27 protein-coding genes, 1 pseudogene and 1 riboswitch are annotated in these 25300 nt (G+C 69.7%); of the genes and pseudogenes, 15 read left to right on the forward strand and 13 right to left on the reverse strand.

Going from position 1 to position 25300, the window contains the following annotated elements; all coding sequences use genetic code 11:
• The first annotated feature begins 26 nt into the window (after positions 1 to 26).
• The 3 genes from ACQPZW_RS25090 to ACQPZW_RS25100 are packed head-to-tail and all read left to right on the forward strand — an operon-like array spanning position 27 to position 1929.
• Positions 27 to 1223, forward strand: a complete 1197-nt coding sequence (locus ACQPZW_RS25090) for a hypothetical protein (RefSeq protein WP_433788469.1) — start codon at positions 27 to 29, stop codon at positions 1221 to 1223.
• An 8-nt stretch (positions 1224 to 1231) separates the two neighbouring features.
• Positions 1232 to 1516 carry a hypothetical protein gene (locus tag ACQPZW_RS25095; RefSeq protein ID WP_433788470.1) on the forward strand — a complete coding sequence of 95 codons (285 nt, stop codon included), beginning with the start codon at positions 1232 to 1234 and terminating at the stop codon, positions 1514 to 1516.
• Positions 1513 to 1929: a pentapeptide repeat-containing protein gene (locus tag ACQPZW_RS25100; protein WP_433788471.1), complete on the forward strand. Its 417-nt coding sequence runs from the start codon at positions 1513 to 1515 to the stop codon at positions 1927 to 1929. Before ACQPZW_RS25095 ends, ACQPZW_RS25100 begins: the two co-directional genes overlap by 4 nt.
• Before the next feature lie 418 nt (positions 1930 to 2347).
• On the opposite strand, the gene ACQPZW_RS25105 is transcribed toward ACQPZW_RS25100, so the two are convergent.
• Positions 2348 to 2821, reverse strand: coding sequence for a hypothetical protein (locus ACQPZW_RS25105; RefSeq protein WP_433788472.1), 474 nt, complete (start codon positions 2819 to 2821; stop codon positions 2348 to 2350).
• Positions 2822 to 3192: 371 nt separating this feature from the next.
• Between ACQPZW_RS25105 and ACQPZW_RS25110 the strand changes: the two genes are divergently transcribed.
• Entirely contained in the window at positions 3193 to 4635 is a 1443-nt protein-coding gene (locus tag ACQPZW_RS25110) for an alpha,alpha-trehalose-phosphate synthase (UDP-forming) (RefSeq protein ID WP_433797618.1), read from the forward strand.
• A 23-nt stretch (positions 4636 to 4658) separates the two neighbouring features.
• On the forward strand, positions 4659 to 4856 hold the full coding sequence (locus ACQPZW_RS25115; RefSeq protein WP_433788473.1) for a hypothetical protein: 198 nt from the start codon (positions 4659 to 4661) through the stop codon (positions 4854 to 4856).
• Between the two features lie 162 nt (positions 4857 to 5018).
• Here ACQPZW_RS25115 and ACQPZW_RS25120 read toward each other — a convergent pair whose 3' ends face one another.
• Together ACQPZW_RS25120 and ACQPZW_RS25125 are read right to left on the reverse strand one after the other, a co-directional pair.
• Entirely contained in the window at positions 5019 to 5342 is a 324-nt protein-coding gene (locus ACQPZW_RS25120) for a nuclear transport factor 2 family protein (RefSeq protein ID WP_433788474.1), read from the reverse strand.
• Between the two features lie 40 nt (positions 5343 to 5382).
• Positions 5383 to 6213: an SDR family NAD(P)-dependent oxidoreductase gene (locus ACQPZW_RS25125; protein ID WP_433788475.1), complete on the reverse strand. Its 831-nt coding sequence runs from the start codon at positions 6211 to 6213 to the stop codon at positions 5383 to 5385.
• Between the two features lie 58 nt (positions 6214 to 6271).
• Between ACQPZW_RS25125 and ACQPZW_RS25130 the strand changes: the two genes are divergently transcribed.
• Positions 6272 to 6928, forward strand: coding sequence for a TetR/AcrR family transcriptional regulator (locus ACQPZW_RS25130; RefSeq protein ID WP_433788476.1), 657 nt, complete (start codon positions 6272 to 6274; stop codon positions 6926 to 6928).
• A 181-nt stretch (positions 6929 to 7109) separates the two neighbouring features.
• On the opposite strand, the gene ACQPZW_RS25135 is transcribed toward ACQPZW_RS25130, so the two are convergent.
• From ACQPZW_RS25135 to ACQPZW_RS25155, 5 genes are all read right to left on the reverse strand, one after another.
• Positions 7110 to 8219: an acyltransferase family protein gene (locus ACQPZW_RS25135; RefSeq protein WP_433788477.1), complete on the reverse strand. Its 1110-nt coding sequence runs from the start codon at positions 8217 to 8219 to the stop codon at positions 7110 to 7112.
• Positions 8216 to 8713, reverse strand: a complete 498-nt coding sequence (locus ACQPZW_RS25140; RefSeq protein WP_433788478.1) for an SRPBCC family protein — start codon at positions 8711 to 8713, stop codon at positions 8216 to 8218. The genes ACQPZW_RS25135 and ACQPZW_RS25140 overlap by 4 nt, the downstream gene beginning before the upstream one ends.
• 78 nt (positions 8714 to 8791) lie before the next feature.
• Positions 8792 to 10048, reverse strand: coding sequence for a hypothetical protein (locus tag ACQPZW_RS25145; RefSeq protein ID WP_433788479.1), 1257 nt, complete (start codon positions 10046 to 10048; stop codon positions 8792 to 8794).
• A complete protein-coding gene (locus tag ACQPZW_RS25150; protein ID WP_433788480.1) occupies positions 10029 to 10571 on the reverse strand; it encodes a SigE family RNA polymerase sigma factor in 543 nt (180 codons plus the stop codon). The genes ACQPZW_RS25145 and ACQPZW_RS25150 overlap by 20 nt, the downstream gene beginning before the upstream one ends.
• A 97-nt stretch (positions 10572 to 10668) precedes the next feature.
• Positions 10669 to 11865: an MFS transporter gene (locus tag ACQPZW_RS25155; protein ID WP_433788481.1), complete on the reverse strand. Its 1197-nt coding sequence runs from the start codon at positions 11863 to 11865 to the stop codon at positions 10669 to 10671.
• A gap of 74 nt (positions 11866 to 11939) precedes the next feature.
• Between ACQPZW_RS25155 and ACQPZW_RS25160 the strand changes: the two genes are divergently transcribed.
• The 3 genes and pseudogenes from ACQPZW_RS25160 to ACQPZW_RS25170 all read left to right on the forward strand — a co-directional run bounded on the left by ACQPZW_RS25160 (position 11940) and on the right by ACQPZW_RS25170 (position 14305).
• A complete protein-coding gene (locus ACQPZW_RS25160; protein ID WP_433788482.1) occupies positions 11940 to 12695 on the forward strand; it encodes a DeoR/GlpR family DNA-binding transcription regulator in 756 nt (251 codons plus the stop codon).
• A 75-nt stretch (positions 12696 to 12770) separates the two neighbouring features.
• On the forward strand, positions 12771 to 13517 hold the full coding sequence (locus ACQPZW_RS25165) for an SDR family oxidoreductase (RefSeq protein ID WP_433788483.1): 747 nt from the start codon (positions 12771 to 12773) through the stop codon (positions 13515 to 13517).
• Between the two features lie 63 nt (positions 13518 to 13580).
• Positions 13581 to 14305: pseudogene (locus tag ACQPZW_RS25170) on the forward strand (DUF6891 domain-containing protein).
• A 544-nt stretch (positions 14306 to 14849) separates the two neighbouring features.
• Here the strand turns inward: ACQPZW_RS25170 and ACQPZW_RS25175 are convergent.
• Positions 14850 to 15356, reverse strand: a complete 507-nt coding sequence (locus ACQPZW_RS25175) for a hypothetical protein (protein ID WP_433788484.1) — start codon at positions 15354 to 15356, stop codon at positions 14850 to 14852.
• Positions 15357 to 15778: 422 nt separating this feature from the next.
• Here ACQPZW_RS25175 and ACQPZW_RS25180 point away from each other — a divergent pair, with 422 nt between their 5' ends.
• Together ACQPZW_RS25180 and ACQPZW_RS25185 are read left to right on the forward strand one after the other, a co-directional pair.
• On the forward strand, positions 15779 to 16993 hold the full coding sequence (locus tag ACQPZW_RS25180) for an MFS transporter (RefSeq protein ID WP_433788485.1): 1215 nt from the start codon (positions 15779 to 15781) through the stop codon (positions 16991 to 16993).
• 179 nt (positions 16994 to 17172) lie between these two features.
• On the forward strand, positions 17173 to 18117 hold the full coding sequence (locus ACQPZW_RS25185) for a DUF2332 domain-containing protein (RefSeq protein WP_433788486.1): 945 nt from the start codon (positions 17173 to 17175) through the stop codon (positions 18115 to 18117).
• Here ACQPZW_RS25185 and ACQPZW_RS25190 read toward each other — a convergent pair.
• The gene (locus tag ACQPZW_RS25190; protein WP_433788487.1) at positions 18084 to 18674 is read right to left on the reverse strand and encodes a hypothetical protein; all 591 of its coding nucleotides are present in this window, start codon (positions 18672 to 18674) and stop codon (positions 18084 to 18086) included. The two genes, ACQPZW_RS25185 and ACQPZW_RS25190, sit on opposite strands and share 34 nt — an antisense overlap.
• A gap of 11 nt (positions 18675 to 18685) precedes the next feature.
• Between ACQPZW_RS25190 and ACQPZW_RS25195 the strand changes: the two genes are divergently transcribed.
• Entirely contained in the window at positions 18686 to 19210 is a 525-nt protein-coding gene (locus tag ACQPZW_RS25195) for an NUDIX domain-containing protein (RefSeq protein ID WP_433788488.1), read from the forward strand.
• A gap of 100 nt (positions 19211 to 19310) precedes the next feature.
• A riboswitch (ZMP/ZTP riboswitch) is annotated at positions 19311 to 19386 on the forward strand.
• Positions 19387 to 19409: 23 nt separating this feature from the next.
• Positions 19410 to 20276, forward strand: coding sequence for a metallophosphoesterase family protein (locus tag ACQPZW_RS25200; RefSeq protein WP_433788489.1), 867 nt, complete (start codon positions 19410 to 19412; stop codon positions 20274 to 20276).
• 230 nt (positions 20277 to 20506) lie between these two features.
• Here ACQPZW_RS25200 and ACQPZW_RS25205 read toward each other — a convergent pair whose 3' ends face one another.
• Positions 20507 to 21934, reverse strand: coding sequence for an MFS transporter (locus tag ACQPZW_RS25205; RefSeq protein WP_433788490.1), 1428 nt, complete (start codon positions 21932 to 21934; stop codon positions 20507 to 20509).
• 83 nt (positions 21935 to 22017) lie between these two features.
• On the opposite strand from ACQPZW_RS25205, the gene ACQPZW_RS25210 reads away from it, so the two are divergent.
• Positions 22018 to 22674, forward strand: a complete 657-nt coding sequence (locus ACQPZW_RS25210) for a TetR/AcrR family transcriptional regulator (RefSeq protein ID WP_433788491.1) — start codon at positions 22018 to 22020, stop codon at positions 22672 to 22674.
• Between the two features lie 33 nt (positions 22675 to 22707).
• Here the strand turns inward: ACQPZW_RS25210 and ACQPZW_RS25215 are convergent, their stop codons facing one another.
• The gene (locus ACQPZW_RS25215) at positions 22708 to 23268 is read right to left on the reverse strand and encodes a suppressor of fused domain protein (RefSeq protein ID WP_433788492.1); all 561 of its coding nucleotides are present in this window, start codon (positions 23266 to 23268) and stop codon (positions 22708 to 22710) included.
• 100 nt (positions 23269 to 23368) lie between these two features.
• On the opposite strand from ACQPZW_RS25215, the gene ACQPZW_RS25220 reads away from it, so the two are divergent.
• The gene (locus ACQPZW_RS25220; protein WP_433788493.1) at positions 23369 to 24520 is read left to right on the forward strand and encodes a M50 family metallopeptidase; all 1152 of its coding nucleotides are present in this window, start codon (positions 23369 to 23371) and stop codon (positions 24518 to 24520) included.
• On the opposite strand, the gene yidC is transcribed toward ACQPZW_RS25220, so the two are convergent.
• Positions 24507 to 25283, reverse strand: a complete 777-nt coding sequence (yidC, locus tag ACQPZW_RS25225) for a membrane protein insertase YidC (protein WP_433788494.1) — start codon at positions 25281 to 25283, stop codon at positions 24507 to 24509. The genes ACQPZW_RS25220 and yidC overlap by 14 nt on opposite strands.
• Between the last annotated feature and the right edge of the window lie 17 nt (positions 25284 to 25300).

Raw genomic sequence — 25300 nt, forward strand, 5'->3', positions numbered from 1 at the left:
CGCGAATGAGCCCAGACCGAACGGTCATGCCAGGGCAGGTCTGGGGCCTCGCGACCCATGACCCGGCCGGCCCGATCTTCGTGACCAGCTTCGCCGGACGCAACCTCGACGCCACGGTGCTCACCGCCGTCGACCTCGCCGGCGGGGTCATCTGGCAACGAACCTTCGACGGGCGTCCCCGCCCGCCGCGAGTCACCCCGGCCGGCACGGTCTGGCTGTCGCACCGTGATCCCACGGGTCACACCTTCATCGAGGTGGGCCCCGATGGCCAGGTCCTCCGCTCGGTCGTTCCTGAGCATCAAGCACATGAACACCTCGGCGCCTTCGTCCTGCTTCCCGACGGCTTCTGCACGATCTGGCTACCAACCAGCCCTTACCGCCAAGTTCCACCCGGTCAGGCTCCCCGCGTCGCCCGCCACACCCAGGCCGGCGCCACCACCTGGTCCACACCGCTGCCGCCTGCTGAACTGTCCTTCCCCGGCGTTGTCGAAGCGGGCGTGGAAACCGGCTGGCAACTGCGTCCGAAGAAACCGTGGCGACCACAAACCATTTCGGTCGGCCACCAAGAGCCGCTGCTGGTGTCCGCCAACCGAGTGCTGGTCGAGATCACCGACGGCCGGGGCGGCATCGGCGTCTGCACGATCATCGATGCCACCACCGGCGGGATCCTGATCACCACCCCGCCCGGCCCTTACCAGCACAAAGCCATCACCGGACCCGGGTCCTTCCTCATCGGGCAGCAAGGCTACGGCGCGTTCACGACAACGCATTACGACCCGGACGGGCACGCACGACAGACCTGGCCCAGCCACGGCATGATGCTCGTCGACCACCACGGCACCATCAGCGCCGCCGAATCCGAGAACGTCACTCCGTCGCGATCCCGGTTCCGTGTCCTCAACCCCGACAGTTCCGTGAGCGACGGCCCGGTGCTGAGCGGCTACTACACTACCTATCCCGCGCTGGACGCCCAAGGCACGGCCGTGCTCTGGCGCGACGGCAAACTCCTGGCCATCAATCCCGACCTCCAATCCCGGACGTTGTTCGCCCAGGACGACGACCGAGCCGTGATGAGCAGAATCCTGCTACTCGAACGCGGCCGCGTCGCCTTCAGCCTGCACGACGAACTGCTCCTCTTCAACAGCACCGGCCTTGCCCCGCTCGGCAACGGCCCCTGGCCCTGCGGCGACGGCAACCTCCACGGCAACCCCGTCCACACCTGAATCAGACCGTGACCTCGATCACCGCAGCGACCCCGAATCGCGACACGAACGGCCATCTGAATGCTGTTCTGACCGCCCGGAGTTGCCCCAGCCGAATCGCCACACGACGGCGTCCGCACACGATCAGTGCGGATAGAAGCCACACCTTCGTCACCGCCAGGCTCGACGCCTGCGTCGGCCTCCGCGACGTCCAGATCGCCGCGCGCCACGCCGACCCGCGCGCCACCATCCGCTACGACCGCCACCCCAACCACATCCTAGCCACCTTCATGGCCTCCGGAACTCAGCCATGATCAAACGTGCGGTCGTGGCCGATGAGAGTGTGCTGGGGAAGGCTAAGAACACCGATGCGTGTCGATCAGCAGTTGGGTATCGTCACCGAGTGAGTGATCTTCTAGGTGCCACGAAACAGTCATTCGCGGGCCTCGACTTGCGACACCGAAGCTTCGACCGACACTTCTTCAAGCTTTGCGACTTCCGAGGCGCCAACCTTCGAGGCGCCTCCATGAGGGGGGTGCGATTCGCCGGCTGCGACTTGCGGAACGCTGACCTACGCGACACGGACCTGTCTTACGCCAGGTTCAGCAGCGTTCGTACCCACGATCGTTCGTATGGCCGCACTGATGTCACGGGTGTGTTGTGGCAAGCGGCGAACCTGCGAGGGGTCTCCGCCGAGGACGTCATCGGGTGGCCTGACTGTTCGTGAGGTCCAGCGACCTACACCGGTGAGACGGATAAGCGGATCTGCCGATGTGAGTGCATCTCTAATCGCAGAGAGACTCACTCGAAGAATGGCGAATCCCACCGGTCGCGTCCGCGATGTGCTCCACCTCGACGACGCCTGGGTTACCTGCTCGAATACGCGAGGCCAGGCGGGGGTCGGCTTTCACATCAAGGTCGGAGAGCGGGAAGGGCAACCGCAGCGGGCCGCACAGGCAGCTATCTGCTGGTCGGGCCGGTCCGGACGAAGACGAGCCGCACCCCGCTGCTCTGGACGGCCAACTTGTTCGCGGTCCGCTGAAACAACAGTGGCTTTGCGCACGCCGAACAGATTCGAGTCTCCCTACAGCAAAGGCGCCGACGCTCAAGGCGTCAACGTTATGGGAGTCGGAACTAGATGAAATTCAGAAAGAACCGAAGAACCGGTCCCACCACCTAGGTTGATAGGAACCGTGAAAAAGCAAGGGAGTGGCTCCGTCATAGTGATTCGCGAGAAGCTCTTCCGGGATCGCGACGTACCCCGATTCGGTAAGAGCTTGTTCTACCTTTTCCAGGTCACTCGCGGCGAGGGCACCTTCAGCGCAAGCTTCATCCGTGCCAAGGAAAGCGCCCGGGTTGTCGGCCGCCACCATGGCCAACGGGTGGAATCTGCTCACTAGGACAACGATCCGCGTCCTGCGGGCTGTAGCTTGCGCCGGTACCTCGATTCGCCCGTACTGAGCGGAATCCTGGATGTTTTGATCAATCTCGCAACTTATCGAGAAGTGAAGATCATTCTGTATGACGAGACGGCCGAATGAAGCTGCGGTTCGGGCTTCATCATAGTCAGATGGGAATTCGCCCCCTTCGGGATCATCCAGCCGACGCAACGTTTCCATCAGACTTGCATCTCTCTCCATGATCCGCCAACTTTCGATGATGCTGCATCCGGTTTCGCTGAGCCGAATCTTCAGATGCGGAGCGTACCGAGGCCACCAACTGGTGCATGGTTGAGCGTCCCGCCGGCAGCCGTGAGTGTCGTCGCGATGGTGAGGACCACCGCCGTTTGCCGTGCGTTCTCGAAGGCTTTCGCCCTCACGTGAAGTGGATGGATCATCGCGGCGGCGTCGTGCCGCAGGACCCCTTGATCGATGCTTTCGGTCGCGTGATGGTTCGTGCGCCGGTAAGGACCGAGATGGCCGGCGGTGCTGCCTCGGGGCCAGCAGGGCCGATGACGTTTCATCCCCCTGCCCGGAGGTATTCCGCAGCCATGGGTGAAGATGCAGGTGACGGGCCCGGCTTCGTCGTAGTCGCTAACCGGCTACCGGTCGACGAGGTAACCGACGACGACGGGCAGCGCCGATGGGAGCGCAGTCCTGGAGGGCTGGTCAGCGCTCTGCAACCGGTCGTGCGTCAGATGCGCGGAGCCTGGGTCGGGTGGACGGGCAGCGCGGGCGAGGCGCCTGATCCGTTCGACATCGACGGTATGCAGTTGCAGCCTGTGCCGCTGAGTGCCGAGGAGATCGACCTGTACTACGAGGGCCAGTCCAACGCCACCATCTGGCCGCTGTTTCATGACCTGGTCGAGCAGCCGACACACCGCCGTGACTGGCGACAGGCCTACGAGGCGGTGAATCTCCGCTTCGCACGAGGCGCAGCGGAGGTGGCTGCCCCGGACGCGACGGTCTGGGTGCACGACTATCAGTTGTTGCTGGTGCCGGGGATGCTGCGCGAGTTGCGACCGGATGTACGTATCGGGTTCTTCCTGCACATCCCCTTCCCGCCGGTTGAGTTGTTCATGCAGCTGCCGCGCCGCCGCGAGCTGTTGCAGGGACTGCTCGGCGCCGATGTGGTCGGCTTCCAGGGCGCCCTGGCAGCGCAGAACTTCCTACGCCTGACGCGGCTGCTGTTGGGACTGGAGCCGAAAGACGATCGGGTCGAGGTCGACGGACGTACCGTCGTGGCGCGAGCTTTTCCGATCTCCATCGATGTGAACGAGGTGGATCAGCTTGCCGCCGACCCCGCGGTGCAGGAGCGGTCCCGGCAGCTACGGACCGAACTCGGCGGCGACCGGCGCCTGCTGCTGGGTGTCGACCGCCTGGATTACACCAAAGGCATCGAACAGCGACTTGAGGCCTACCATGACCTGCTCGCGGACGGTGAGATCTCCAACGACGACGTGGTGCTGGTGCAGGTGGCAACGCCCAGCCGGCAACGCATCACGCAATATCAGCAGTTACGCGAGCGCGTCGAACGCGAGGTCGGGCGCACCAACGGCGAATTCGGTGATGTCGGCCGCGTCCCGGTGCACTACCTGTTCCAGTCCTTCGGCCGCGCCGAACTCGTCGCCCTCTATCTCGCCGCCGACGTCATGCTGGTCACCCCACTGCGCGACGGCATGAACCTGGTCGCCAAGGAATTCGTCGCGGCGCGCCGTGACGAGCAGGGCGCATTGGTTCTCAGCGAATTCACCGGCGCCGCAACCGAACTCGGCGACGCCTTCCTGATCAACGCTCACGACACCGACGACATCAAACGCGGGATTCTCGAGGCCCTCAACGCCGACTCTCGGGATCTTGCCGCGCGGATGCGGTCCATGCGGGAACAGGTCCGTGCTTACGACATCGACTACTGGGCCCGCGACTTCCTGGAAGTCCTCGGTGTTCCCCGAGCACCCCACGAGACCCGGCAGGCCGCGACAGCAAATTCCTGATCATTCACCGGAGAGGCTTTCTGATGTCCAAGCAGTCGTACGAACCCGAGAACAATGGTGATTCCCGTCAGCGAGAGTCGACGGTCGAGGCCGACAGTTACGGCAGTCTCACCGTGGAGGACGATCCCGATGGCACCGTCAACCCCGCCGACCTCGCCGGTTCGGCCAGTAAGGACGACGCCCAGGTCGGCCCGTCGGCCAACGAAGCGGACGATCTCTGAGTCCTCCGGCTGCCCGCGGCGACGGAGGTATGCGGACAGCCGAGCAGCCGTTCGAGGAAGTAGCGGAAGACCCCGGAGACGTGGCGGGTGATCCAGGCGCGAATGGTCTTGGGGTCGTAGGCGGGCCGGGGCAGCGGTCAGGCAGCCCCGGCCGGTGACGGATCAGACGGGTTCGATCGCGAGGTCGGTGACCTGGTCGTCCTTGATGCCGAATACGAATGCGAAGGACAGGGGCCCGCCGGGGAAATCACCGTCTCCCGAGGCCACCAGCCGGTCGTCCGCGAACGAGGTCGGCGTCAGCACGATCCTGGGGTTGATCAGGTGCCCGTGGATCCACTCGCGGATCTCGGTTCCGCCGGCCCAGGTCTTCCCGTCATCGCGTACGGTGGCGCCGTCGCTGAAGACCGCGGCCAGCGCGTTCGCGTCGTGCGCGTTGGTGGCCGCGATGAAGGTGCCGACGGCGTCGGGCAGCGTGATGTCGTCCATTTCTGCTCTCCGGTTCTCTCGGGGTGCCAGGACGCGGGGCTCAGAAGTCCGCACTGCGTGAGAGCTTCTCGTTCGCGCGCAGCTCCGCGAGTGCGTTCTCGTGCATGGCGACGACGACGTCGTAGCCGGAGTTGCCGAGCACGATCCGGTGCGGTGGAACGGGTGCGTTCATCGCGCTGATCACGGCCTGCACGCCACGGACGGGGTCACCTGCCTGCTTGCCGTCATGGTCCACGAACGCCGCTTTGACGCTCTCGACCATCGGCACGTAGGCGTCGACGGTCTCGTTGACGGGCTCGTTCTGGAAGTAGGCGAAGGCTTTGGTACGGAACGCTCCCGGCTCCACGACGAGCACACGCACACCGAACGGCTCGACTTCCTGGCGCAGTGTCTCCGACAGTCCTTCGATCGCGAACTTCGCCGCCGCGTAGTAGCCGAAACCCTGTGCGCCGACGAGGCCTGCCACCGATGACATGTTCACGATCCAGCCGTCGCCGCGTGCCCGCATACCCGGCAGGACGGCGCGGATCACGTCGACGGCGGCGAACAGGTTGAGGTCGAACGTTCGGCGGATCGTCTCGTCGGGGGCCCCCTCGATCGAGCCGTACCAGCCGCGGCCCGCGTTGTTGACGAGCACGTCGATGCCGCCGAACCGTGCCTCCGCCGTCTTGACCGCCGCACGCACCTGCTCGGCATCGGTGACGTCGAGCTGGAGAACCAGCACACGGTCGCCGTGCGGTGCGGCCCATTCCTGCAGCTCGGAGGGTCGACGCGCGGTCACCACCACCTGATCGCCCTGTTCCAGTGCAGCCTCGGCATAGAACAGGCCGAATCCTCCGGGCGTCCCACCGGTGATGAACCAGGTCCTCATGGACTTCTCCTCTCGATATAGAGAGCAATGTAGCGCTATGTAAGTTACTATAGCAACCATGCAGAACGCACGAGATCGCCTGCTGCTCGCCGCAGCGGAGTTGCTGGAGAACGGCGGCACGGTGTCCACCAGAGCGGTGTGCGATCGCGCCGGGGTGCAGGCCCCGACGCTGTACCACCACTTCGGCAGCAAGCAGGGCCTGATCGACGCCGTGGTCAACCACGGCTTCACCCAGTACACGGCGGTCGAGAGCTCCGGCGATCCGCTGCACGACCTGCGGGAGGGCTGGGACAGGCACGTGCGGTTCGGGCTGGAGCATCCGTCGTTCTACGGGCTGCTCTACGGCCGCGCCGAGCCGGGGAAGCCCTGCGCCATCACCGCTCCCGCGCACGCCGCGTTACGCGAGCGGTTCACCGGCGCCGCCGCCCGGGGCCTGCTCAAGGTGCCGGCGGACGATGCCGCCGAACAGTTGCTCGCCGCCAACGTCGGCATCACGCTCACTCTGATCAGCCAGCCAGAGCCTGACTTCGGGCTGTCCGGACGCGTCCGCGAGGCCGCGCTGGCCGGGGTCCTGCACACGCCCTCCGCCGACGCCCCGGCGAACCGTGCGAGCGCCGCACTGACGCTGCGTGCGCTGGTCGGCGACGACCCGGGCGACCTCACCCCTGGCGAACACGCGCTGCTCGGCGAACTGCTGGACCGCCTGGCGCGTTAGAGCACGCGTCACGGCACGGTCGGATCGGCGTCACGATGACGCCGATCCGACCGCGGGACGAGAGGTCCGCACGATGACGCCGATCCGAACGCCGGACGAGAGGTACGCACGATGACGCCGATCCGAACGCCGGTCGAGAGGTACGACGGTGCCGGATTCGCGCTCGGCGGTCGCCAAGGAGTCAACGACGGCCGTGGAGCGCCGTTATCAGCCGGTCGGCCAGCGGCCGTTCGACATACCGGCTCACCAGGATCGCCACGCCGATCAGCGCCACGGTGACCGCGGTCAGCAGGGGGACCGAGCCGACCGCCGTGTGCCGCACCACGAAGTGGACGAGCGCGAACCCGGCGACGTAGTGCAGCAGATAGAACGGGTAGGTGGCGGCGCCCAGCGTCGCGAGGGGACGCCAGCGGAGCCGGTCGAGGTGGCCCAGCGAGAGCAGTGCCAGGGCCGCGAAGCAGATCGTCACCAGGATGCTCGACGGGGTGTAGGACATGCCGTGACTCGCCTGCCAGGGGTTGCCCTCGTAGTAGTGGATCGACAGGGCCCAGCTGAACGCGACGAGCAGCCACAGCTCCGGCCGGGACCCGCGACGGTGGATCAGATGGAACGCGATGCCCGCGACGAAGTAGTGCGAGTTGCCCCGCATCACCAGCGCGTCGAGCCACGGCTGCCCGACCTCGGCGGCCAGCACCGACGCCACGCTCCAGAGCAGGCAGAAGGCGACCACGTTGCGGTACGTGACACCGATCCACACCACGACCAGGAAGAGCAGGTAGAACTTGAGCTCCAGCCAGAGGGTCCAGTAGACGTCGTCGACGCGGGGCACGCCGAGCGGATCGGCCAGCAGGAACATGTTGGCCAAAAATGCCCGGAACGGCACCGGCGTGAACACCCGGGGGTAGACGGTGGCGACCAGGGTGGTGATCGTCATGCAGACCCACAGCGCCGGGAACAGGCGGACGAACCGGGAGCGCAGGTACTGCCCGGGGGTGCGGTCCCAGGCGGTCATGCAGATGACGAAACCGCTGATCATGAAGAAGAACGGCACGCCGACCCAGCCGTACGACGCGATCCGGTAGAACCCGCCGAAGACCGCCACGGGCGGGCCGTCCCAGATGCGTACGCCTCCCGTGCCCGCGACCGCGACCAGGTGGAACAGGGCGACCCCGAGCGCCGCCGCGAACCGGAAGAGGTCCAGCGCCGCCAGGCGCGTGCCCGGATGGGCCGGGGCCGCCGGTCTCACGTGCCGGGCCGGTCCGAGGCTCACGCCGGTGACGGTCAGCGTCATGGCGCCGGCTCCGCGAGCGGTACGGGGATCACGGCGCGCAGCAACCGCACCCAGGGTGACCAGCGAGCGGGGTGGCGGACCCGGCCGGTGACGGCTCGTTCGGCGTTGTCCAGCAGGTCGGCGACGAGCGCCTGGTGCGTCCAGCGCGCCGCCAGTGGCCAGAACAGCAGCATCGCGCCGCGCGGCCGGGCCACCAGGATGTGCACCATCTCGGCGCGGTCCGGGGCGAGGGCGCGGACCCACAGCTCGTGGAAGCCCTCCAGCGGGGAGCCGGCCGCGAACTCGAAGCGCACCCGCAGGCCCGGCTGGTAGGAGGTGACGGTGTAGCGGAGAGTCCCGTGGCCACCGGTCGCGCCGGCTGAGAGCGGGCGGTCCAGCCGCAGTGGCTCCCAGTCGACCGGCCACAACAGGTCGCCGGGACCGGCGAGCCGCTCGAGCAGGCTTCCGAGAGCCGTGACGGGGGCGTGGATGATGCGCCGTTGCAAATTGATCATGAGAGCTCCGTACGGGCATGGCGAAGCGATTCGCCACCGAGGGGTGTGAATGGAGGGGTGTCGCGTGAAGTTCGGTGATTACCGGCCGGGCAGCGCCTCACCGAGCTCGGACCAGGTGGCGGTGTCGTCGGGGTCGGCGAGCCGTGTGCCGCGCAGCACCTGGATCAACTCGGCGTCCGGTTCCGGCGCGGTGGCCGTCACCTCGATCAGGTACGCGCCGTCGGCGGTGTACCGGAAGCAGCGGCTCTGCCCCGGCACGCAGAACGGGTCGACCAGCGGCGCCTGCGCCGACGGATCGGACGTCGGGCGGTCCGAGGAGCCGGCCGACGGTTCGTGGGAGGGCCACATCGAGGGGTCGAAGGACGGCTCGTGCGACGGCTCGAAGGACGGCTCGAAGGACGGCTCGAAGGACGGCTCGAACGAGGACGATCCCGAGGGCCCGGCGGACGGCAGGACGGATGTCCCACCGAAGGCGATCGAGAGCTGGTTCTCGCCGTACCACCGCGGATAGACCTTGACCCGCAGGTTGTCCAGGCCCTGGCCGGTCAGCGGATCGGTCAGTCCCGAGTAGCTCTCCGGCTCCCGGGTGAATCGGGCGTCGCCCTGTTGCAGGTGCGGGCCGGTCAGCTCGTCGTCCGCGACGAGGCCCATCGAGCTGAGCTGATAGCCGGCGGGGAGGTAGGCCATCCGCCACGGCAGTGCCGCCGGACGGCTCGGTCCGACCCGCAGCGCCTCGGCCAGGAGCACCATGTCGGTCCGGCTCAGGTGCCCGTCGCCGGAGTGGATCACCGCCCAGGCGTCCGGCCGGTACTGCCATGCCAGCGCCCCCTGCGGGAGGTACCGTCCGGTCGTCCCGCCGATCGGGACCGGCTCGCCCGCGCTCAGCGCCGCCGGATCGAAGACCCCGTCCCGGTACACGGTCAGCACCGAGCCGCTGACCTCGACCTGCTGGAAGGTGCCGTCGCCGCGGTTGTAACGGCTGTCCTCGTCGTTACGCCTGATCCGCGACTGCTCATAGCCGGGTGTGACGTTGACCGGATCGCTGACCTCGATGTCACCGACCGTGTAGCCGGTCACGGTGTAGTCGAACGCCGTCGCCGGGTAGCGCATCGCGTCCCGGCCGGCAGCCGGGACGGTCCGGTTCCCGGCGATGATCTGCGGCACGACCGTCACGCCCACGACGGCCAGCATCGCCCCGGCGGCGCCGGCCGCCCAGGACGCGCGGCGGCGGGCCCGGCGGCTGCGGCCGGCGGCCACGAAGTCGTCGGTGCTGTGCCGCATCGGCGGCTCGCCCGCGTACGCCGCCTGCATCAACTCACGCATGTCGAGTGGCATAGCGCTCCACCTCGTCTGACTCTCCGGCCGGCAGATCGGCGTCGGCACCCAGCACCTCACGAAGCGTCCGCAGGCCGCGGACGGTGTGGCTCTTGACGGTCGCCTCCGGGCAGTCGAGCGCCTCGGCGGTCTCCTGCACGGTCAGGCCCTCGAAATAGCGGAGCACCAGCACGGCCCGGCGGCGCAGTGGCAACCGGTCGAGCGCGGCGTGGATGCGCAGGCGCTCGTCGACCTCGTGGGCGCTGTCGGGCGCGGCGCGCTCCGGGATGGCGTGGCCGGCCGGCTGCTCGCGGCGCCACCATGGCCGGCGGACCTCGTCGATGGCGGCGCGCACCACCATGCTGCGGGCGTAGCTGTCCGGGCGGTCGACGCGCCGCCATCGGGTGTACAGCTTCGCCAGGGCGGTGAAGACCGCGTCCTCCGCGAGCTGCCAGTCGCCACAGGTGAGGTAGGCGAGCCTGCGCAGCGAGTGGGCCTGCGCGTCGACGAAACTTCGGTAGTTCGCCTCTTCATCTCTGTTCACCAGCCGGGGCTCCTGTCTGTCCGAGCACTAGACGGCCGGAAGGCCCCGCCGCGGATGCAGCGAGGCCGAACTAATTTCGGAAAAGATCCGCCCGAGCTTATTCGCCCTGGTCGGCGTCGAGGGGACGGACCGCTCCGGCGATCATGGTGGCCAGTCCGAGGAGGGCGGCGACCACGATCAGGGCGCGCAGCACGGTGATCCGGTCGCCGAGGAAGCCGATGACCGCCGGCCCGGCCAGGAACGCGCAGTACCCGATCGAGGCGATCACGCTGACCCGGGCGGCGGCGCGGGCCGGGTCGTCGCCTCCGGCGCTCATGCCGACCGGGAAGCCCAGGGACGCGCCGAGGCCCCAGAGCAGGGCGCCGGCGTAGGCGAGGGCCAGGCCTGGGGCGAAGACGAACAGGGCGACTCCGGCGGTGCCGATCAGGGCGAGGACACGGACCACGGTGGTACGCCCGTAGCGGTCCAGCAGTGCGGGGCCGTACCACCGGCCGACGGTCATCGCGGTGAGGAACCCGGCGAACGCCAGGGTGCCGAGGGCGGGCGACACGTGGTGGCCGTCGATGGCGGCGATGCTGATCCAGTCGTTGCCGACGCCCTCGGTGAACGCGAAGGCCAGAACGAACACGCCGATCAGCAGGGTGCGCGGCTCCTTCCAGGCGGTGAGCGCGCCGGCTCGTGGTGCCGTGTCGTCGGCACCCGGCCCGGCGCCGTCGTGGTCGGCGACGAAGTGGCGGGCCTGCCAGAGCACGGCGGCCACGACGAGGACGGCGACACCGGTCAGGTGCGCCGCGACCGGCACGTGCAGGGCGACCATGGCGGCGCCGAGAAGGGCGCCGGCGACGGTGCCGAGGCTGAACCCGGCGTGGAAACGCGACATGATCGACCGGCCGAGACGGCGCTCCACGACGGTGCCCTGCACGTTCATGCCGACGTCCCAGGCGCCGTTGGCGAAGCCGAGCAGGAACAGCCCGATGACGACGGGGACGACGCCGGCCAGGGAACCGAGGGCGGCGGTGATCAGGCCCACGCCGAGCAGCAGCGCCATCGCCATGACCGTGCGGGAGGAGCCGATCCGGGTGACGACCGGGCCGGAGAGCGGGAGCGCGAGCAGCGAGCCGGCGGCGATCGCGAGCAGCACCAGGCCGAGCCCGGCCGGGTCGAGGCCGAGCTGGTCGCGGACCTGCGGGATGCGGGAGGCCCAACTGGCGAACGCGAAGCCGGAGCCGATGAAGGCGGCGTAGGTGGCCGTGGTGGCTGCCCAGACCGTTTCCGGCCGTACGGTTGTGAACATGTTTCCGAACATAACAAACGTGTTGCGCGTTCGGAATGTTGATACGAGGTCGGTCTTGATGTTCAATGGCGGGCATGACGATCACTGACCGCCATCGTCGGATCCTCGATGCGGTGCAGCAGGCCGGCCAGATCGGTGTCCCGCGGCTGGCCGAGCTGACCGGCACCTCCGAGATGACCGTGCGCCGCGACCTGGAGCAGCTCGCCGACCAGGGCGTGATCGAGCGTTACCGCGGCGGCGCCCGCAGTCTCACACTGCGCGGCGAAGAGCCACCCTTCACGGTACGCGCGCACGACGGCCAGGAGGCGAAACGCCGGATCGCCGCGGCCGTGGCCGACATGATCGCCGATGGTGAGGCCGTCGCCCTGGACAGTGGCACCACCTGCCTGGAGGTGGCCCGGCTGCTCACCGACCGCCGGCTCACCGTGATGCCGATGTCGCTGCACGCCGCGAACGCGCTGGTCGGAGCACCCCGGCTGCGGCTGTTGCTGCCCGGTGGCGAGCCCCGGCCCGGTGAGCTGGCACTGACCGGGCCGCTGGCTCTGGCGTCACTGGGCGCGCTGCGTTTCGACACGGCGGTCCTGGGTTGCTGCGGCCTCACCGCGGACGGGCTCACCGCGTACGACCTGGACGACGCCGCGGTCAAGCGTGCGATCATCGCCTCCGCGCACCGGGTCGTCGCGCTGGCCGACCCGGCCAAACTGACCCGCACCGCCCTGGCCCACGTGGCGCCGGTCTCCGCGCTCAGCGTCGTGGTCACCACCGGCGACGCCCCCGAGGAGCAGACCGATGCCCTCGCCGCGGCCGGCACCGTCGTGCGGCGGGTGTGATCGCCCGGCCCGGCGCGCCGCCGTTCGACGGACGCCCGTCTGTCACATTCTGATCCGCCGGCTCGTCCTGGTGGTATGAAGCGCATCCTCGTCACCGGTTCCACCGGCACCCTCGGCCGCCCGGTGGCCGCACACCTCGCCGCGCTCGGCCACGACGTGCGCGGCCTGAGCCGCCGCCCCGGCGCGGCCCATCAGGGCGATCTGGTCACCGGGGCGGGCCTGGACGCCGCCCTCACCGGCGTCGACACGGTCGTGCACTGCGCCAGCGACACCCGCCGGCAGGGCAGGACCGACATCGCCGCCACCCGCAACCTGCTGGACGCCGCCGCCCGGGCCGGGCATCCGCACATCGTCTTCGTCTCGATCGTCGGCGTCGACCGGATTCCCTACCCGTACTACCGGATCAAGCTCGAAGCCGAGCGACTGATCGAGGCCTACGGCGGCACCACCCTGCGGGCCACCCAGTTCCACGACTTCGTGCTGGCCGGGGCACGTCTGGCCGGCCGGCTCCCGCTGGTCTTCGCGCCGGACGTGCAGGTCCAGCCGATCGCCACCCGGGACGTGGCGGCCCGCCTCGGCGAGCTCGTCGACCAGCAGGTTCCGGGCCGCGCCGACGACCTCGGCGGCCCGGAGGTGCTGTTCGCCCCCGACCTGTTCCGCGGCTATCTGGACCGGATCGGCAGTCGGCGGCGGATCGTCCCGGTCCGGCTCCCGGGCGCCGCCTTCCGCGCCTTCCGGCAGGGCGAGCACCTGACCCCGGCGCACCGGTCCGGCGGCGAGCGGTGGTCCGACTTCCTCGGCGGTACGCCCGTCGAGCGCTGATCGCATTCGGGCGGCCCGGTGCCCTCGACCGGGCCGTGATCACGCCGTGTCATCATCACCGATATGAGCGCTTGGGTCTACAACGACCGCCCCGACGGTGTGACGTTCCTGCCCGCCCGGATCACCGGGGCGGCCCGCACCGAGATCGAGGAGGAGATCTGGACCTGGGTCGTGCGCGGCGAGGACGACCCGGCCGAGTTCGTCGAGTACCTCGAGGACGACGAGGAGCGGCACGGCCTCACCGACGAGGAGCTGACCGGGGCGTACGAGAGGGCGCTCGCCTCCCGCCGCGATCAGCAACGGTCGTGGGGTGAGATTCGCAGCAACCTGACGCAGGCCTTCGACGAGCTCAACGCGCGCGGTGTCCTGGCCCGGAGAACTTCAGCTGCTGCGGCACCTGCGCCTCGGCGGAGATCCACGACGAGCGCGACGACTCCCGCCACTGGCGCGGCTATGTCTGGTACCACCAGCAGGACACCGACTCCCTGATCGCCGACCCGAGCGGTTCGGTGTACCTGGGTTACGGCGTGTACCCGCCGGAGGACTTCGACGAGAACGCGTACGAGGCCCTCTCCGACGACGAGAAGCGGGCCGCGTACCAGTCCGACCTGGAGGACCTGATGGACACGGTGGTCTTCCCGGTCCTGCAGGACCACGGCATGCAGGTCGTCTGGAACCGTGACCAGGCCAAGCGCATCCTGGTCACCGGCGCCCACTGGTACGCCCCCTCGACTGACCCGAATGCCGCGGCGCTATCCGGCGAGCGAGAACGCCATCAGGATGCCTAGAGCGAGTCCGAGAATTGCCAGGATGAAACCGACGGCCAGCCAGGACGCGTGCTCGCGTCGCGGCCTGAGAAGGCACCCGGCGAGCGCGACGACGGTCCCGATGGAGGTGGCGACGAAAGGCGTCCAGGCTACGAACCGGAACTGGTCGGGGTCGCATATCCCCGGCTCATATTCGGTGGGGCAGTTGGTGCCGAGCGTCAGGAGTCCGCGCCAAGGTCCCCACGAGCACAGTAGAAGCGTGAACAGAATCATCGCCCCGCCCACGGCAGACGACCTCGGCGGTTCCTCGGGCGAGGGCTCGGAGGGCGGCAGAAAGATCATTGCGACAAAGGTTAAGGTCCTGACGACCTTCCCGGGGCGGGTACTCCTGAGCCGTCCCTCACCCATCTGACCAGCGACGCTCGTGCACACCGATGACTCCGAAAGCCCTCCAGGGCCGGAGGGCGGCGAGAGCGACACCCCCGCGGTGTCGCTTCGGCGGCCCCGCCGGTCGCCTACGAGACGGTTCGGGAGAAGGCGAGGCGGAAGCCACCCGCCTCGACGATCAGGCTGTCGTGATCGGCTGCGAGGACGGTGGCGTGTGCGGTTCGGCCGTCGGTGGGGTCGGCCAACGCGCCGATGCCGGTGATGGCGGCCAGTGCGACACGGTCGTCGCCGGAGTAGCCGGCGAGGGTGCCGAGCCCGGCTCGACGTCGAAACCCGCGCCGGAGGTGACGAAACGGCCGCTGAACACATTGATGTCGTCGCTGGCAGCGAAGGCGCCGTCGGGTGCGAAGTCGATCCACGCGTCGGTCGAATCGCGCATCTCGGTGAACCCTCGCCTGTCGGTCACCGCCTTCAAGCGCCAGCGGCTTCCCACATAGGCGACGCCGGGCTCGGCCGGTGGCAGCGTTGCGACATCGGACGCGGCCGGTGGCAGTGATGCGACGGCTCGCCGGCCGGGGCTGTCCGGGTGGCTACGGGTCAGCGTGACTCCGACCGCGACGGCCACCAGAGCCGCCGTGAGCACGAGCACGGTCCAGCGGGTTCGCGGGGCGGTGGTGTCCGTCATGACGCTGGAGGCTACGCACAAGATCAGCGGCTGAACAGCCGCCCGGAGGACACCAGATCTCCGCGACCGGCCCCGCGCGCTGGGTCGGTCACAGGCGGAACTCGTTGCCCTCGGGGACCCGCTGGAAGAACAGGCGGGGCTCGAGGCCGGCCGGGTCACTGCAGGCGGCCCCGGGCGCGGAAGGCGGAGCGGCCGTCGAGAAGGATCCGGTCCGCGGGATCCATCCGGCCGCTGCCGATCAGGTCATCAACCAGGGGCGTGGTCATCGACGGCCACGCCGAAGACCTGTGCCCAGAAGGCGGCCTGGGCGCGCGGGCCGGCGCAGTCGAACGTCACACCTGGGTCCTCATGTTGACCATCATGCCTACCGGCGGCGGCATAATTCAGCGGAATCGATGGGCGGAGTCTGTTAGACAATCCGGATGCCCGAAAGCCGACGACTGATCCCACTCGCCTGCGCTCTCGCCGTCGACATGTTCGGCAGCGGGCTCTTCCTGCCCATGTCACTGCTGTACTTCACCGAGGTCGCGGGGCTGTCGCTGGGCACCGTGGGTCTGCTGCTGAGCGCCGCCACGGTGGCGTCGCTGCCGGTTCCGCTGCTGGTCGGGCACGTGGCGCACCGGTTCCGGCCGCTGTCGCGGGTGATGCTGGCGCAGGTCGTGCAAGGGGTGGCGTTCGCGGCGTACGGCTGGGCGCACACCGCCACCGGGGTGCTGCTCGTGGCCATGCTCGCCGCGATCGGCCAGCGGCTGTTCTGGTCGTCGTTCTTCTCCGTGGTCGCGGGCCTGGCCGAACCCGGGGAGGACCGCCGGCGCACCGACCGCCGCTACGCGCTCACCGGCATGATCCAGATGGCGTCGATGGGCGCCGGAACCCTGGTCGGGGGCCTGGTCGTGGCGTACGGCTGGTATCAGCCGGTGGTCTGGGCCAACGCGGCGACGTTCCTGGTGTCGGCGGTTCTGCTGCTCGCGGCGCCGCGTGAGCCGCGGACCGCCCCGGCCGAGCGCCCGGCCGACGACTACCGCACGCTGCTGCGCGACCGGCCGTACCTGCTGCTGATCGCGGTGAACACGATCTTCGCGCTGTGCAGTGTGTTCATCGGTGTCGCGCTGCCGGTCTACCTCATCGAGGCACTGCCCGCCCCGGACTGGCTGGTCGGGCCGGTGCTGGCAGTGAACACGGTGCTGCTCGCCTCCGGGCAGACACTGGCGGTACGCCTGGTCCGGCCGCTGTCGCGCCCGCGGGGCCTGGCGCTGGCCGGATTGCTCTGGGTGATGTGGGCACTGCTCTACGCGGCGGCGGTCCGGGTGCCGGGGCCGGCGCTCGTCCCGTACCTCCTGGTGGGGTTGATCTTCTTCGCCGCCGCCGACCTGATCCATGCGCCGCTGTCGAACGCCCTGTCCGCATCGGCCGCGCCACCCGCGCAGCGGGACCGTTACCTGGCGGTCTACCAGTACTGTTTCGCCTTCGCGAGCATCCTCGCGCCGGCGTTCTTCACCACCCTGTACGCCCGCGGCCCGGCCGTGCCGTGGCTGGCGCTGGCCTTGGTCACCACCGTCGCGACCGTGATGGTCCACGCCCTGAACGGCCCGCTGGTCGCGCGGGAGGACGCGGCCCACACATCGGCCGTCCGATAGTGATCATCCGGTGTCCCCGACGGCGAAGCCCGCGCGCCCGGCGAACGGCCATCTCGCGGCCCGATTGATCCGCCGCGCTGATGAATGAGGCGTCCGGTCGTTCTCGGACATGACGACGGCCGACCGGCTCGGCTCCCACGGGACGACCCTCTCACGTCGGCTGTGCCAGGATGGCAGGAATGAGCACCGCTGCGACCTATGTCGAGTTCGCCGACCGGGAGGCCCACGGCGTCTCTCCGACCTATGAGCGGCTGTCCCGGGCGGTGGCCGCGGACGAGACGATCCACCGGCTGCTCGCGGAGGTTCCGGAGGCCAAACGGCAGCCGAATCTGCTGTTCGGGGTCGTGCGGCTGCTCGGCGGACCGGTCGACGACCCGAACGCGTTCCACGACTTCACGGTCGAGCGCTGGGCGGACATCGCGCCTGAACTGCGCGGACGCGCGACCCAGACGAACGAGCCCGGTCGATGCGCGGTGCTCCTGCCCGTACTCGAGAAGCTTCCCCAACCCCTCGCCCTATTGGAGGTCGGCGCGTCGGCCGGGCTGGGCCTCTATCCCGATCGGTACGCCTACCGCTACGGCGACCGGCGGCTCGGGGACGCAGGTCCGCTCCTGGAGTGCGAGCTGACCGGGACCGAGGCGCCGACACGGCTGCCGGAGGTGGTGTGGCGCGCCGGCCTGGATCTCAATCCGCTGCAGGTGACCGATCCTGCCGATGTCGCCTGGCTGGACGCGCTGATCTGGCCGGAGCACGAGCATCGCCGGGAGCGATTGAGGGCGGCCGCCGCGATCGCCGCCGCCGATCCTCCGCAGCTGATCCGTGGTGACCTCGTCGACGATCTGCCGGCCCTGGTCGAGCAGGCGCCGGCCGGGGCGACGCTCGTCGTCTTCCACACGTCCGTGCTCTACCAGGTGCCGGAGCCGAAGCGGCAGACGTTCGAGGAACTGGTCAGGACACTGCCGGGGCACCGGATCTCGGTCGAGGCGCCCGGGCTGGTCCCGCTCGGTGAGCTGCCGCCCGCACCGGACGGCAGCCTGCACAACGTGGTCGCCCTCGACGGCGTGCCCCTGGCATGGGCGCGCGGGCACGGTCAGGCGATGTCCTGGTTCGCGGACCGGCGTTGATCGTCGATCCACCGGCGCAGCTCGGCTGCGGACTCCTCGACCGGCCGGCCGGTCGTGTCGATCACCGTTACCGCCCAGCCCGGCAGGTCGGTCCAGCGGTCCCAGCGCATCCGCTCCCAGCCGCCGGCGGTGATCGCCTCCGGGAGGTGCCACCGGTCGGCGGCGTGCGCCCGCTGCCACCGCGCCCAGCCGATGAACGCGTCGACAGCGCCGGCGTCCCACTTACCCGGGTCACGCTGAGTGAGGCGCTGCCGTCGCACCTCGTCGTCGACGTCGACCAGGCACGCCGCGATGCCGTTCAGCTGCGCCGCCGACGGAGCGGCCACCACCTCGCCGAGCGGCGATTGGCCGGTGAGCAGCATGTCCAGACCGTCGGCCTGGTAGCGCAACGCCCGCCGGATCCACGTCTCCAGGCTGCGCTGCCGCCAGACGACGTCCGCGCCGGACGGCACGCCGATCTCGTCGAAGTCGTGCCACACCAGGCCGTCGACCGGGCCGCACGCACGGACCGTGGTCGTCTTGCCGGAACAGCTCGACCCGGAGACCGTCAACAGCATCGGAGCCTTCCATGGAGCAGGTGAGCAGCCGCGTCGTCTATCAAAACCCGTGGATGACGGTACGGGAGGACGAGATCCGCCGCCCGGACGGCACTCCCGGCATCTACGGTGTGGTGGAGAAACCCGACTTCGCGCTGGTCCTGCCCCGCTGGCGGGACGGGTTCTGGATGGTGGAGCAGTTCCGGTACCCGGTCGGGCGGCGAGCCTGGGAGTTCCCGCAGGGCGGTTGGGGCGCCGGCGCGTCCGGTGATCAGACCGATCTGGCCCGGCAGGAGCTCGCCGAGGAGACCGGGTTGCGCGCCTCCTCGATGATCCATCTCGGTCATCTCTACGAGGCGTACGGCTACTGCACGCAGGGCTTCGACGTCTACCTGGCCGGCGGCCTCACCGAGGGCGAACCCGATCGTGAGGCGACGGAGCAGGACATGATCCACCGCGCGGTCACCGACGACGAGATCACCACCATGATCCGGTCCGGAGCGATCGTCGACGCCCCCTCACTGGCCGCCCTCACCCTGTACCGTCTCGGCGCGTGAACAAGGCAGAGCGGCGGGCCGACACCGCCCGCATCGTCGGCGATCCTTGGACGGTGGTCCGGGGATGACGGCTTGCCCCGGCGGCCGTGGTCGCCATAGCCTGGCCCGACACGACTGGCGCGGGTGGGTCACCACCGGGGAGTGACGTCGGGGCATCGACCGCCTGGGTGCTCATCCATCACCGGATGAGGAGCTGCCCGTGTCCACCCATCGAGTTCTGCACCTGTCCGACCCGCATCTGACCGGGTCCGGCTACGACGAGGACGGGGTCGACGCGGCCGGGGCGCTGGACCGGATCCTGTACGACGCGCGGTTCGTGCCGGACATCGACGTCGTCCTGGTCACCGGGGACATCGCCGACGACGGGTCGGCCGAGGGCTGTGCGGCCGTGCTGCAGCGGGTGGGGGCGTTCGCCCGGGAGCGTGGTGTCCCGCACGTCTACACCACCGGCAATCACGATGCCCGGGAGCCGTTCGCGAAGGTGTTCGGGAGCGCGCATCTCGGGCCGGACGGTGTGGATCTCGGGGAGGGCGGACCGGACCGGGCGGCGGTCAGCGAGGTCGGCGGACTGCGGATCATCACGCTGGACAGTCTGGTGCCCGGCTCGGTGCACGGGATCGTCAGCGACGAGCAGCTGACCTGGCTGGATGGGCTGCTGTCGCGGCCGGCGGCGGCCGGTTCGGTGGTGGCGCTGCATCATCCGCCGATCGCGATCGGCACGTCGCCGTCGATGGCGAACGTCAACCTGCGTGACGCCGGACGGCTCGCCGAGGTGCTGGCCGGCAGTGATGTGCTGGCGGTGCTGTGCGGTCACTACCACTCCCAGGTGTCGGGGTTCCTGAGCGGGATCCCGGTGTGGGTGACCCCGGGCGTGGTCACCCGGATCGATCTGACCGCGCCGTCGCATCTGGTACGTGGGGTGCTCGGCGCGGGCGCGACGGTCGTGGACCTGGGTGGCCCGTTCTCGCCGATGTTCCACGTCCTGCAGGCCCGTGATCCCCGAGCCGGCGAGCAGGTGTATCTGGTGGACTCGACGTCCGGCGCGGACACGGCCGCCGAGGAGTAGCGGCCCTCGCGGCGTCCGGGTGTGTGCTCAGCTCACCCGCCGGGGCGGTAGACATGCCAAAGTCGCCGCCGGGGCGGTAGGGGCGGTGGTCGCGCCCGGTTCCGGCACCGGGGGCGGCCGCCGTCTCCAGCGGGTCCTTCCGCGCCCAGCCGTCCGAATGGCGGCCGGGCATACGGGGTCGTCACGGTGCATGACCGTGGTGGGCGAGGGCCGCCGATCGGGGTGGGTGGTCAGGCGCGGGCACGGCGGGCGGCCCAGATGACCAGGGCGGCGCAGACGGCGGTCAGGGCCAGGGTGGCGGTGGTGACGGCGTCCTGGAAGGCGACGGCGGAGGCCGTACCCGTGGTGATGTCCGAAAGGGATCCGGTGAGGGCGGCGGCCACGATGGTGCCGGTGACGGCCATGCCGATGCTGCTCGCGACCTCCTGGCTGGTGTCGCTGAGGGCCGCGCCGGTGGAGGTCTGGTCCTCGGGGAGGCCGCGCATCACGGTGACGCCGGCGATGGTGGCGACGACCCGCATGCCGCCCGCGGTCAGGGCGAGCGCCACCGCGATCCACGCGTAGTCGTAGCGGCCGAGCAGGGCGTAGACGAGGAGGCCGGTGACGACGGCGGCGGCGCCGATGCGGGCGGCGCGCTGGGTGCCGAGTCTCGTGACGATCTTCTCGACGAACGGGCCGATGGCGAGCATCACGACGATCTGCGGGAGGTTGCCGAGGGCGGCCTGCGCGGGGGTCCAGCCCCAGACGAGCTGCAACTGGAGGGAGACGCTGAAGGCGATGGCGGCCATGCCGAGGCCGACGGCCGACTCGTAGGCGAGGCTGGCCGAGACGGCGGGCCGCTTGATCAGGGCGAAGTCGAACAGCGGGTGGGCGGTGCGGCGCTCGTGCACGACGAAGACGATCGCGGTGACGACGGCGCCGAGCGCGGCGAGCCATGGGGTGGCGTGGCTCCAGCCCTGCTCGACGGCGAGGGTGGCGGTCCACAGGGCGAGGACGATCGTGGCGGTGCCGAGCAGGGCGCCGGGCAGGTCGAGCGGTGACGTGTTGCGCTGGGCGGGGTCGTCGGCGGGGATGCCGGTGCGGATGCACAGGAGGGCGAGCACGGCGATCGGCACGTTTATCACGAGCAGCGTCTGCCAGGGCAGGACCTGCAGGACGAGGCCGCCGACGGTGGGGCCGACGGCCAGGCCGACGAGGCCGACCGTGGTGATCAGGGAGGTGGCCCGCATCAGCAGGTTCTCCGCGTCGAAGAGGCGGAAGCAGAGGGCCATGGTGCCGGGGGCCGTCATGGCGGCGGTGACGCCGATGGCGGCGCGGACGGCGATCAGCTGGCCCGGGGTGTGCACGAACAGGACCGTCAGGTTGGCCAGGGCGAACAGGATCAGCCCGATCAGCATCATCCGGCGGGTGCCGAACCGGTCGGCGATCGCGCCGAAGGCCATCATCAGGCCGCCGAACAGCAGTGAGTAGCCGGACGTGATCCATTGCAGGTCGGTGGCGGAGGCGTGCAGCTCGCGGGCGATGGTGGGCAGGGCGACGTTGAGGATCGAGTTGTCGAGCATCTCGACGAGGAAGACGACGGACAGGCCGAGGATGGCCGGCCAGACCGCGCGGAGTGAGCCCGCGCCGGCCGGCTTGCCGAGGGTTATCGCACTCATTGAGAGCCTTTCGGTCGATATCGTTGGAACGCTGTTCCAGGAGTCAGCTTGGAACGATGTTCCAGCCATGTCAAGATGGGCGCATGGCAACCAGGACCGGGCAGGACGGCCTCTCGCGGGATCGCATCGTCGAGGCGGCGGTCGCGATGCTCGATGACGGCGGTGAGAGCGCGCTGACCTTCCGCGCGCTCAGCACCAGGCTCAAGACCGGGGCGGGCGCGATCTACTGGCACGTGGCCAACAAGGAGGAGCTGCTCGCCGCGGCCACCCAGGCGACCCTCGCCGACGTGCTGCGCGGTGACGAATCCGACACCGCCCCACAGGACGCGATCCGGGCGATCGCGCTAGGCATGTTCGACGCGATCGACCATCACCCGTGGATCGGCGGGCAGCTCGCCGGGCTCGCCTCACGCTCGGCGGCGCTGCGGATCATCGAGCGGATCGGGCAGCAGGTGCAGGCACTCGGCATGCCGCACCGCCATCAGTTCTTCGCGGCGTCCGCGCTGTTCAGCTTCATCCTCGGCGTCGCCGGGCAGAACGCGGCGAACGCACGGGCGCGGGTGCCGGGCCGGAGCCGGGCCGAGCTGCTGGGCGCCGAGGCGACCGTGTGGGCCGGCCTCGATCCGGCCGAGTTCCCGTTCCTGCGCGGGGTGGCCGCCCAGCTCGGCGACCACGACGACCGCGAGCAGTTCCTGGCCGGCATCGACCTGATCCTGGCGGGCATCGGGTCGGCCCGGTGACCGGACGGGCTCCCGGTCACCCGCCACCTGTGGCTAGGACCAGAGATCACGCTGGGTGAGCAGGGCCTCGGCGAAGGCCAGCGGTGACATCAGGCGCCCGCGCTCGCGCTCGGCGTCGGTGATCGGGACGACGTTGAGAATGCGGACCGGACCGTCGCCGGTGCGGACGTAGTCGAGCGCCTCGGGACTGAGCGGTCCGGACAGGAACACCGAGCGGCGGCCCGGGAACGCCGGGAACTCCTCCCCCAGGCCGATCATGTGACCCCAGCTCAGCTGGTCACCGGTGAGGAACGGGTGTACGGCGAGGTTCGCCAGCCGTACCGCGATGGCATGCTCCTCGGAACGCGGCAACCGGCCGCGCCGGGCCAGCCGCAGCTCGGCCCGCCCTCCCCCGCCCGGGCCCGGCGCGGACGGCAACGGCTGCGCCGCCATGCCGATGGTGGCGAACGTCGTCAGGTCCGGCGTCCGGTAGACGAAGACGTCGAGCCGGGACAACGGCCCGTAGGGGTCCTCGAAGAGGAAACCGTCGTGCTCCTCGCCGTCGCGCTCGCGGTAGGCGAGGAAGATGTCGCGGAGAATCGCGATTGCCGGCATAACAGTCTCCGCTCCTCTCGAGCCGGCCCGAGGCCCCGATGATCATCCCCTCGTTCCGGCGGGGCGATACTACGCGGCCGTTCCGGCGTACGATCGCCGCGTGCTGGCATACGTCATCGGGGTCACGCTGTTCGTCGCCGGGTTGTGCGTCTCTCTCGCGCTGCACGAGGCGGGTCATCTACTGTCGGCGCGGGCCTTCGGGATGCGGGTCCGGCGATACTTCGTGGGTCGTGGCCCGACCGTCTTCTCGTTCCGGCGCGGCGGCACCGAGTACGGTCTGAAGGCCCTGCCGGTCGGTGGATTCTGCGAGATCGCGGGCATGACCACGCTCGACGAGCTCACCCCCGACGAGCGGCCGCGGGCGATGTGGCGCTACCCGGCATGGAAGCGGACCGTGGTGATGGCCTCCGGCGCGGTCACGCACGTGGTGCTGGCGATGGCGATCCTCTACGGCATGGCGGTCAGCACCGGCCTGCCCAACCTCCACCCGGTCGCCGAGCCGGTCGTCGCGGCCACCACCTGCCCCGCGACCGCCTGCCCGGCCGCCGACGCGGGGATGCTGCCCGGCGACCGGATCCTCGCGGTCGGCGCGACGCCCACGCCACTCTGGTCCGACGTGCTCACCGCCGTGCAGACCGCGAGCGGGCCGACGCCGGTGACCGTGCAGCGCGGCGGGGCGACGCTGACGCTCACCGTGGACGTGGCCCGGGTCACCCGCGACGGTGCTCAGGTGGGGATGATCGGGGCGACCGCGTCGGCGCCGCCCGCCTATCTGACCCATGGGCCGGTGGACGCGGTCGGGGCCACGCTGGCGTACACGGGTGACCTGTTCGGCCGTACCCTCACGCAGTTGATCGCCTTTCCGCAGCGCCTGCCCGCGGTGGTGTCCGCCATCGGCGGGGCCGAGCGCAGCCCGGACACCCCGATCAGCATGGTGGGGGCGAGCCGGCTCGGTGGCGAGGCCGCCGAGCGCGGCCTGTGGGAGGTCTTCCTGCTGCTGCTGGCGAGCCTGAACCTGTTCATGGCGGTCTTCAACCTGCTGCCGCTGCTGCCGTTGGACGGCGGGCACATCATGGTCGTCTGGTTCGAGCGGATCCGTGACGTGCTGCGCCGCCTGCGGGGCCTGCCGGCAGCCGGGCCGATCGACTTCACCCGGCTCTACCCGATCACGATGGCGCTGGTTCTCGTCGGCGGCGCGGTCATGCTGCTGACCATCACCGCCGACGTGGTGAACCCGATCAGACTGTCGTGAGCACGGGCGTCGCCGGATATCTGCGGTTCAGCCAGATCTGCTGGCCGAGGGCGAACAGGTTCTGCGTGGTCCAGTAGAGGACGACGCCGACCGGGAAGATCAGGCCGGAGGCGAGCAGCGACAGCGGAATGCCGTAGAGCACGACCCGCTGGATCGTGCGCTGCTGAGGGTTGTCCGACCAGCCGGTCTTGAGGATCGACATCCGGGTGGTCAGGAACGTCGTGCTGATCATGGCGAGGATCAGCACGCCGGCGACGAGCTGGACCGTGCCGCCGGCCTGGAAGGTCGCGGCGATCGGGGCGCCGAACAGGTGGGCGCCGGACGCGTCCAGGAACTGGGCCTCCGTCCAGCCGTAGAGGGTGCGGGTGGCGACGTCGGTGGTGGCCGGGTTGAGGTGGCGCAGCACGTGCAGCAGGCCGATGAAGATCGGGAACTGGATCAGCATCGGCAGGAAGGCGCCGAACGGGCTGACCTTCTCCCGCTGGTACAACTCGGTCAGCTCCCGCTGCAACGTGGGCAGGTCACCCTTGTGCTCGGCCTGCAGCTCCCGCATCCGCGGCTGCAACCGCGCGAGGGCCTGCTGGGACCGGACCTGCCGCAGGAACAGCGGGAACAGCGCGACACGGACGGTGAGCACGAGGAAGACGATGCCGAGGACCCAGGCCCAGTCGGTGCTCAGGCTGTGCGGGTCGCCGAGCAGGGTGTCCCAGGCGGAGTGCCAGAACAGGAGCAGGGCAGAGATCAGGGAATAGATGACGGACACGGTGGAACCCCCAGGGG

The sequence above is a fragment of the Actinoplanes sp. CA-252034 genome, assembly GCF_050956125.1.
Taxonomy (GTDB): Bacteria; Actinomycetota; Actinomycetes; order Mycobacteriales; family Micromonosporaceae; genus Actinoplanes.

Bases quoted from the DNA above. Each gene is read 5' to 3' on its own strand.
- ACQPZW_RS25090 (WP_433788469.1), top strand. From the start codon at position 27: ATGCCAGGGCAGGTCTGGGGCCTCGCGACCCATGACCCGGCCGGCCCG.
- ACQPZW_RS25100 (WP_433788471.1), top strand. From the start codon at position 1,513: ATGATCAAACGTGCGGTCGTGGCCGATGAGAGTGTGCTGGGGAAGGCT.
- ACQPZW_RS25105 (WP_433788472.1), bottom strand. From the start codon at position 2,821: ATGGAAACGTTGCGTCGGCTGGATGATCCCGAAGGGGGCGAATTCCCA.
- ACQPZW_RS25110 (WP_433797618.1), top strand. From the start codon at position 3,193: ATGGGTGAAGATGCAGGTGACGGGCCCGGCTTCGTCGTAGTCGCTAAC.
- ACQPZW_RS25115 (WP_433788473.1), top strand. From the start codon at position 4,659: ATGTCCAAGCAGTCGTACGAACCCGAGAACAATGGTGATTCCCGTCAG.
- ACQPZW_RS25120 (WP_433788474.1), bottom strand. From the start codon at position 5,342: ATGGACGACATCACGCTGCCCGACGCCGTCGGCACCTTCATCGCGGCC.
- ACQPZW_RS25125 (WP_433788475.1), bottom strand. From the start codon at position 6,213: ATGAGGACCTGGTTCATCACCGGTGGGACGCCCGGAGGATTCGGCCTG.
- ACQPZW_RS25130 (WP_433788476.1), top strand. From the start codon at position 6,272: ATGCAGAACGCACGAGATCGCCTGCTGCTCGCCGCAGCGGAGTTGCTG.
- ACQPZW_RS25135 (WP_433788477.1), bottom strand. From the start codon at position 8,219: ATGACGCTGACCGTCACCGGCGTGAGCCTCGGACCGGCCCGGCACGTG.
- ACQPZW_RS25140 (WP_433788478.1), bottom strand. From the start codon at position 8,713: ATGATCAATTTGCAACGGCGCATCATCCACGCCCCCGTCACGGCTCTC.
- ACQPZW_RS25145 (WP_433788479.1), bottom strand. From the start codon at position 10,048: ATGCCACTCGACATGCGTGAGTTGATGCAGGCGGCGTACGCGGGCGAG.
- ACQPZW_RS25155 (WP_433788481.1), bottom strand. From the start codon at position 11,865: ATGTTCACAACCGTACGGCCGGAAACGGTCTGGGCAGCCACCACGGCC.
- ACQPZW_RS25160 (WP_433788482.1), top strand. From the start codon at position 11,940: ATGACGATCACTGACCGCCATCGTCGGATCCTCGATGCGGTGCAGCAG.
- ACQPZW_RS25165 (WP_433788483.1), top strand. From the start codon at position 12,771: ATGAAGCGCATCCTCGTCACCGGTTCCACCGGCACCCTCGGCCGCCCG.
- ACQPZW_RS25175 (WP_433788484.1), bottom strand. From the start codon at position 15,356: ATGACGGACACCACCGCCCCGCGAACCCGCTGGACCGTGCTCGTGCTC.
- ACQPZW_RS25180 (WP_433788485.1), top strand. From the start codon at position 15,779: ATGCCCGAAAGCCGACGACTGATCCCACTCGCCTGCGCTCTCGCCGTC.
- ACQPZW_RS25185 (WP_433788486.1), top strand. From the start codon at position 17,173: ATGAGCACCGCTGCGACCTATGTCGAGTTCGCCGACCGGGAGGCCCAC.
- ACQPZW_RS25190 (WP_433788487.1), bottom strand. From the start codon at position 18,674: ATGCTGTTGACGGTCTCCGGGTCGAGCTGTTCCGGCAAGACGACCACG.
- ACQPZW_RS25195 (WP_433788488.1), top strand. From the start codon at position 18,686: ATGGAGCAGGTGAGCAGCCGCGTCGTCTATCAAAACCCGTGGATGACG.
- ACQPZW_RS25205 (WP_433788490.1), bottom strand. From the start codon at position 21,934: ATGAGTGCGATAACCCTCGGCAAGCCGGCCGGCGCGGGCTCACTCCGC.
- ACQPZW_RS25210 (WP_433788491.1), top strand. From the start codon at position 22,018: ATGGCAACCAGGACCGGGCAGGACGGCCTCTCGCGGGATCGCATCGTC.
- ACQPZW_RS25215 (WP_433788492.1), bottom strand. From the start codon at position 23,268: ATGCCGGCAATCGCGATTCTCCGCGACATCTTCCTCGCCTACCGCGAG.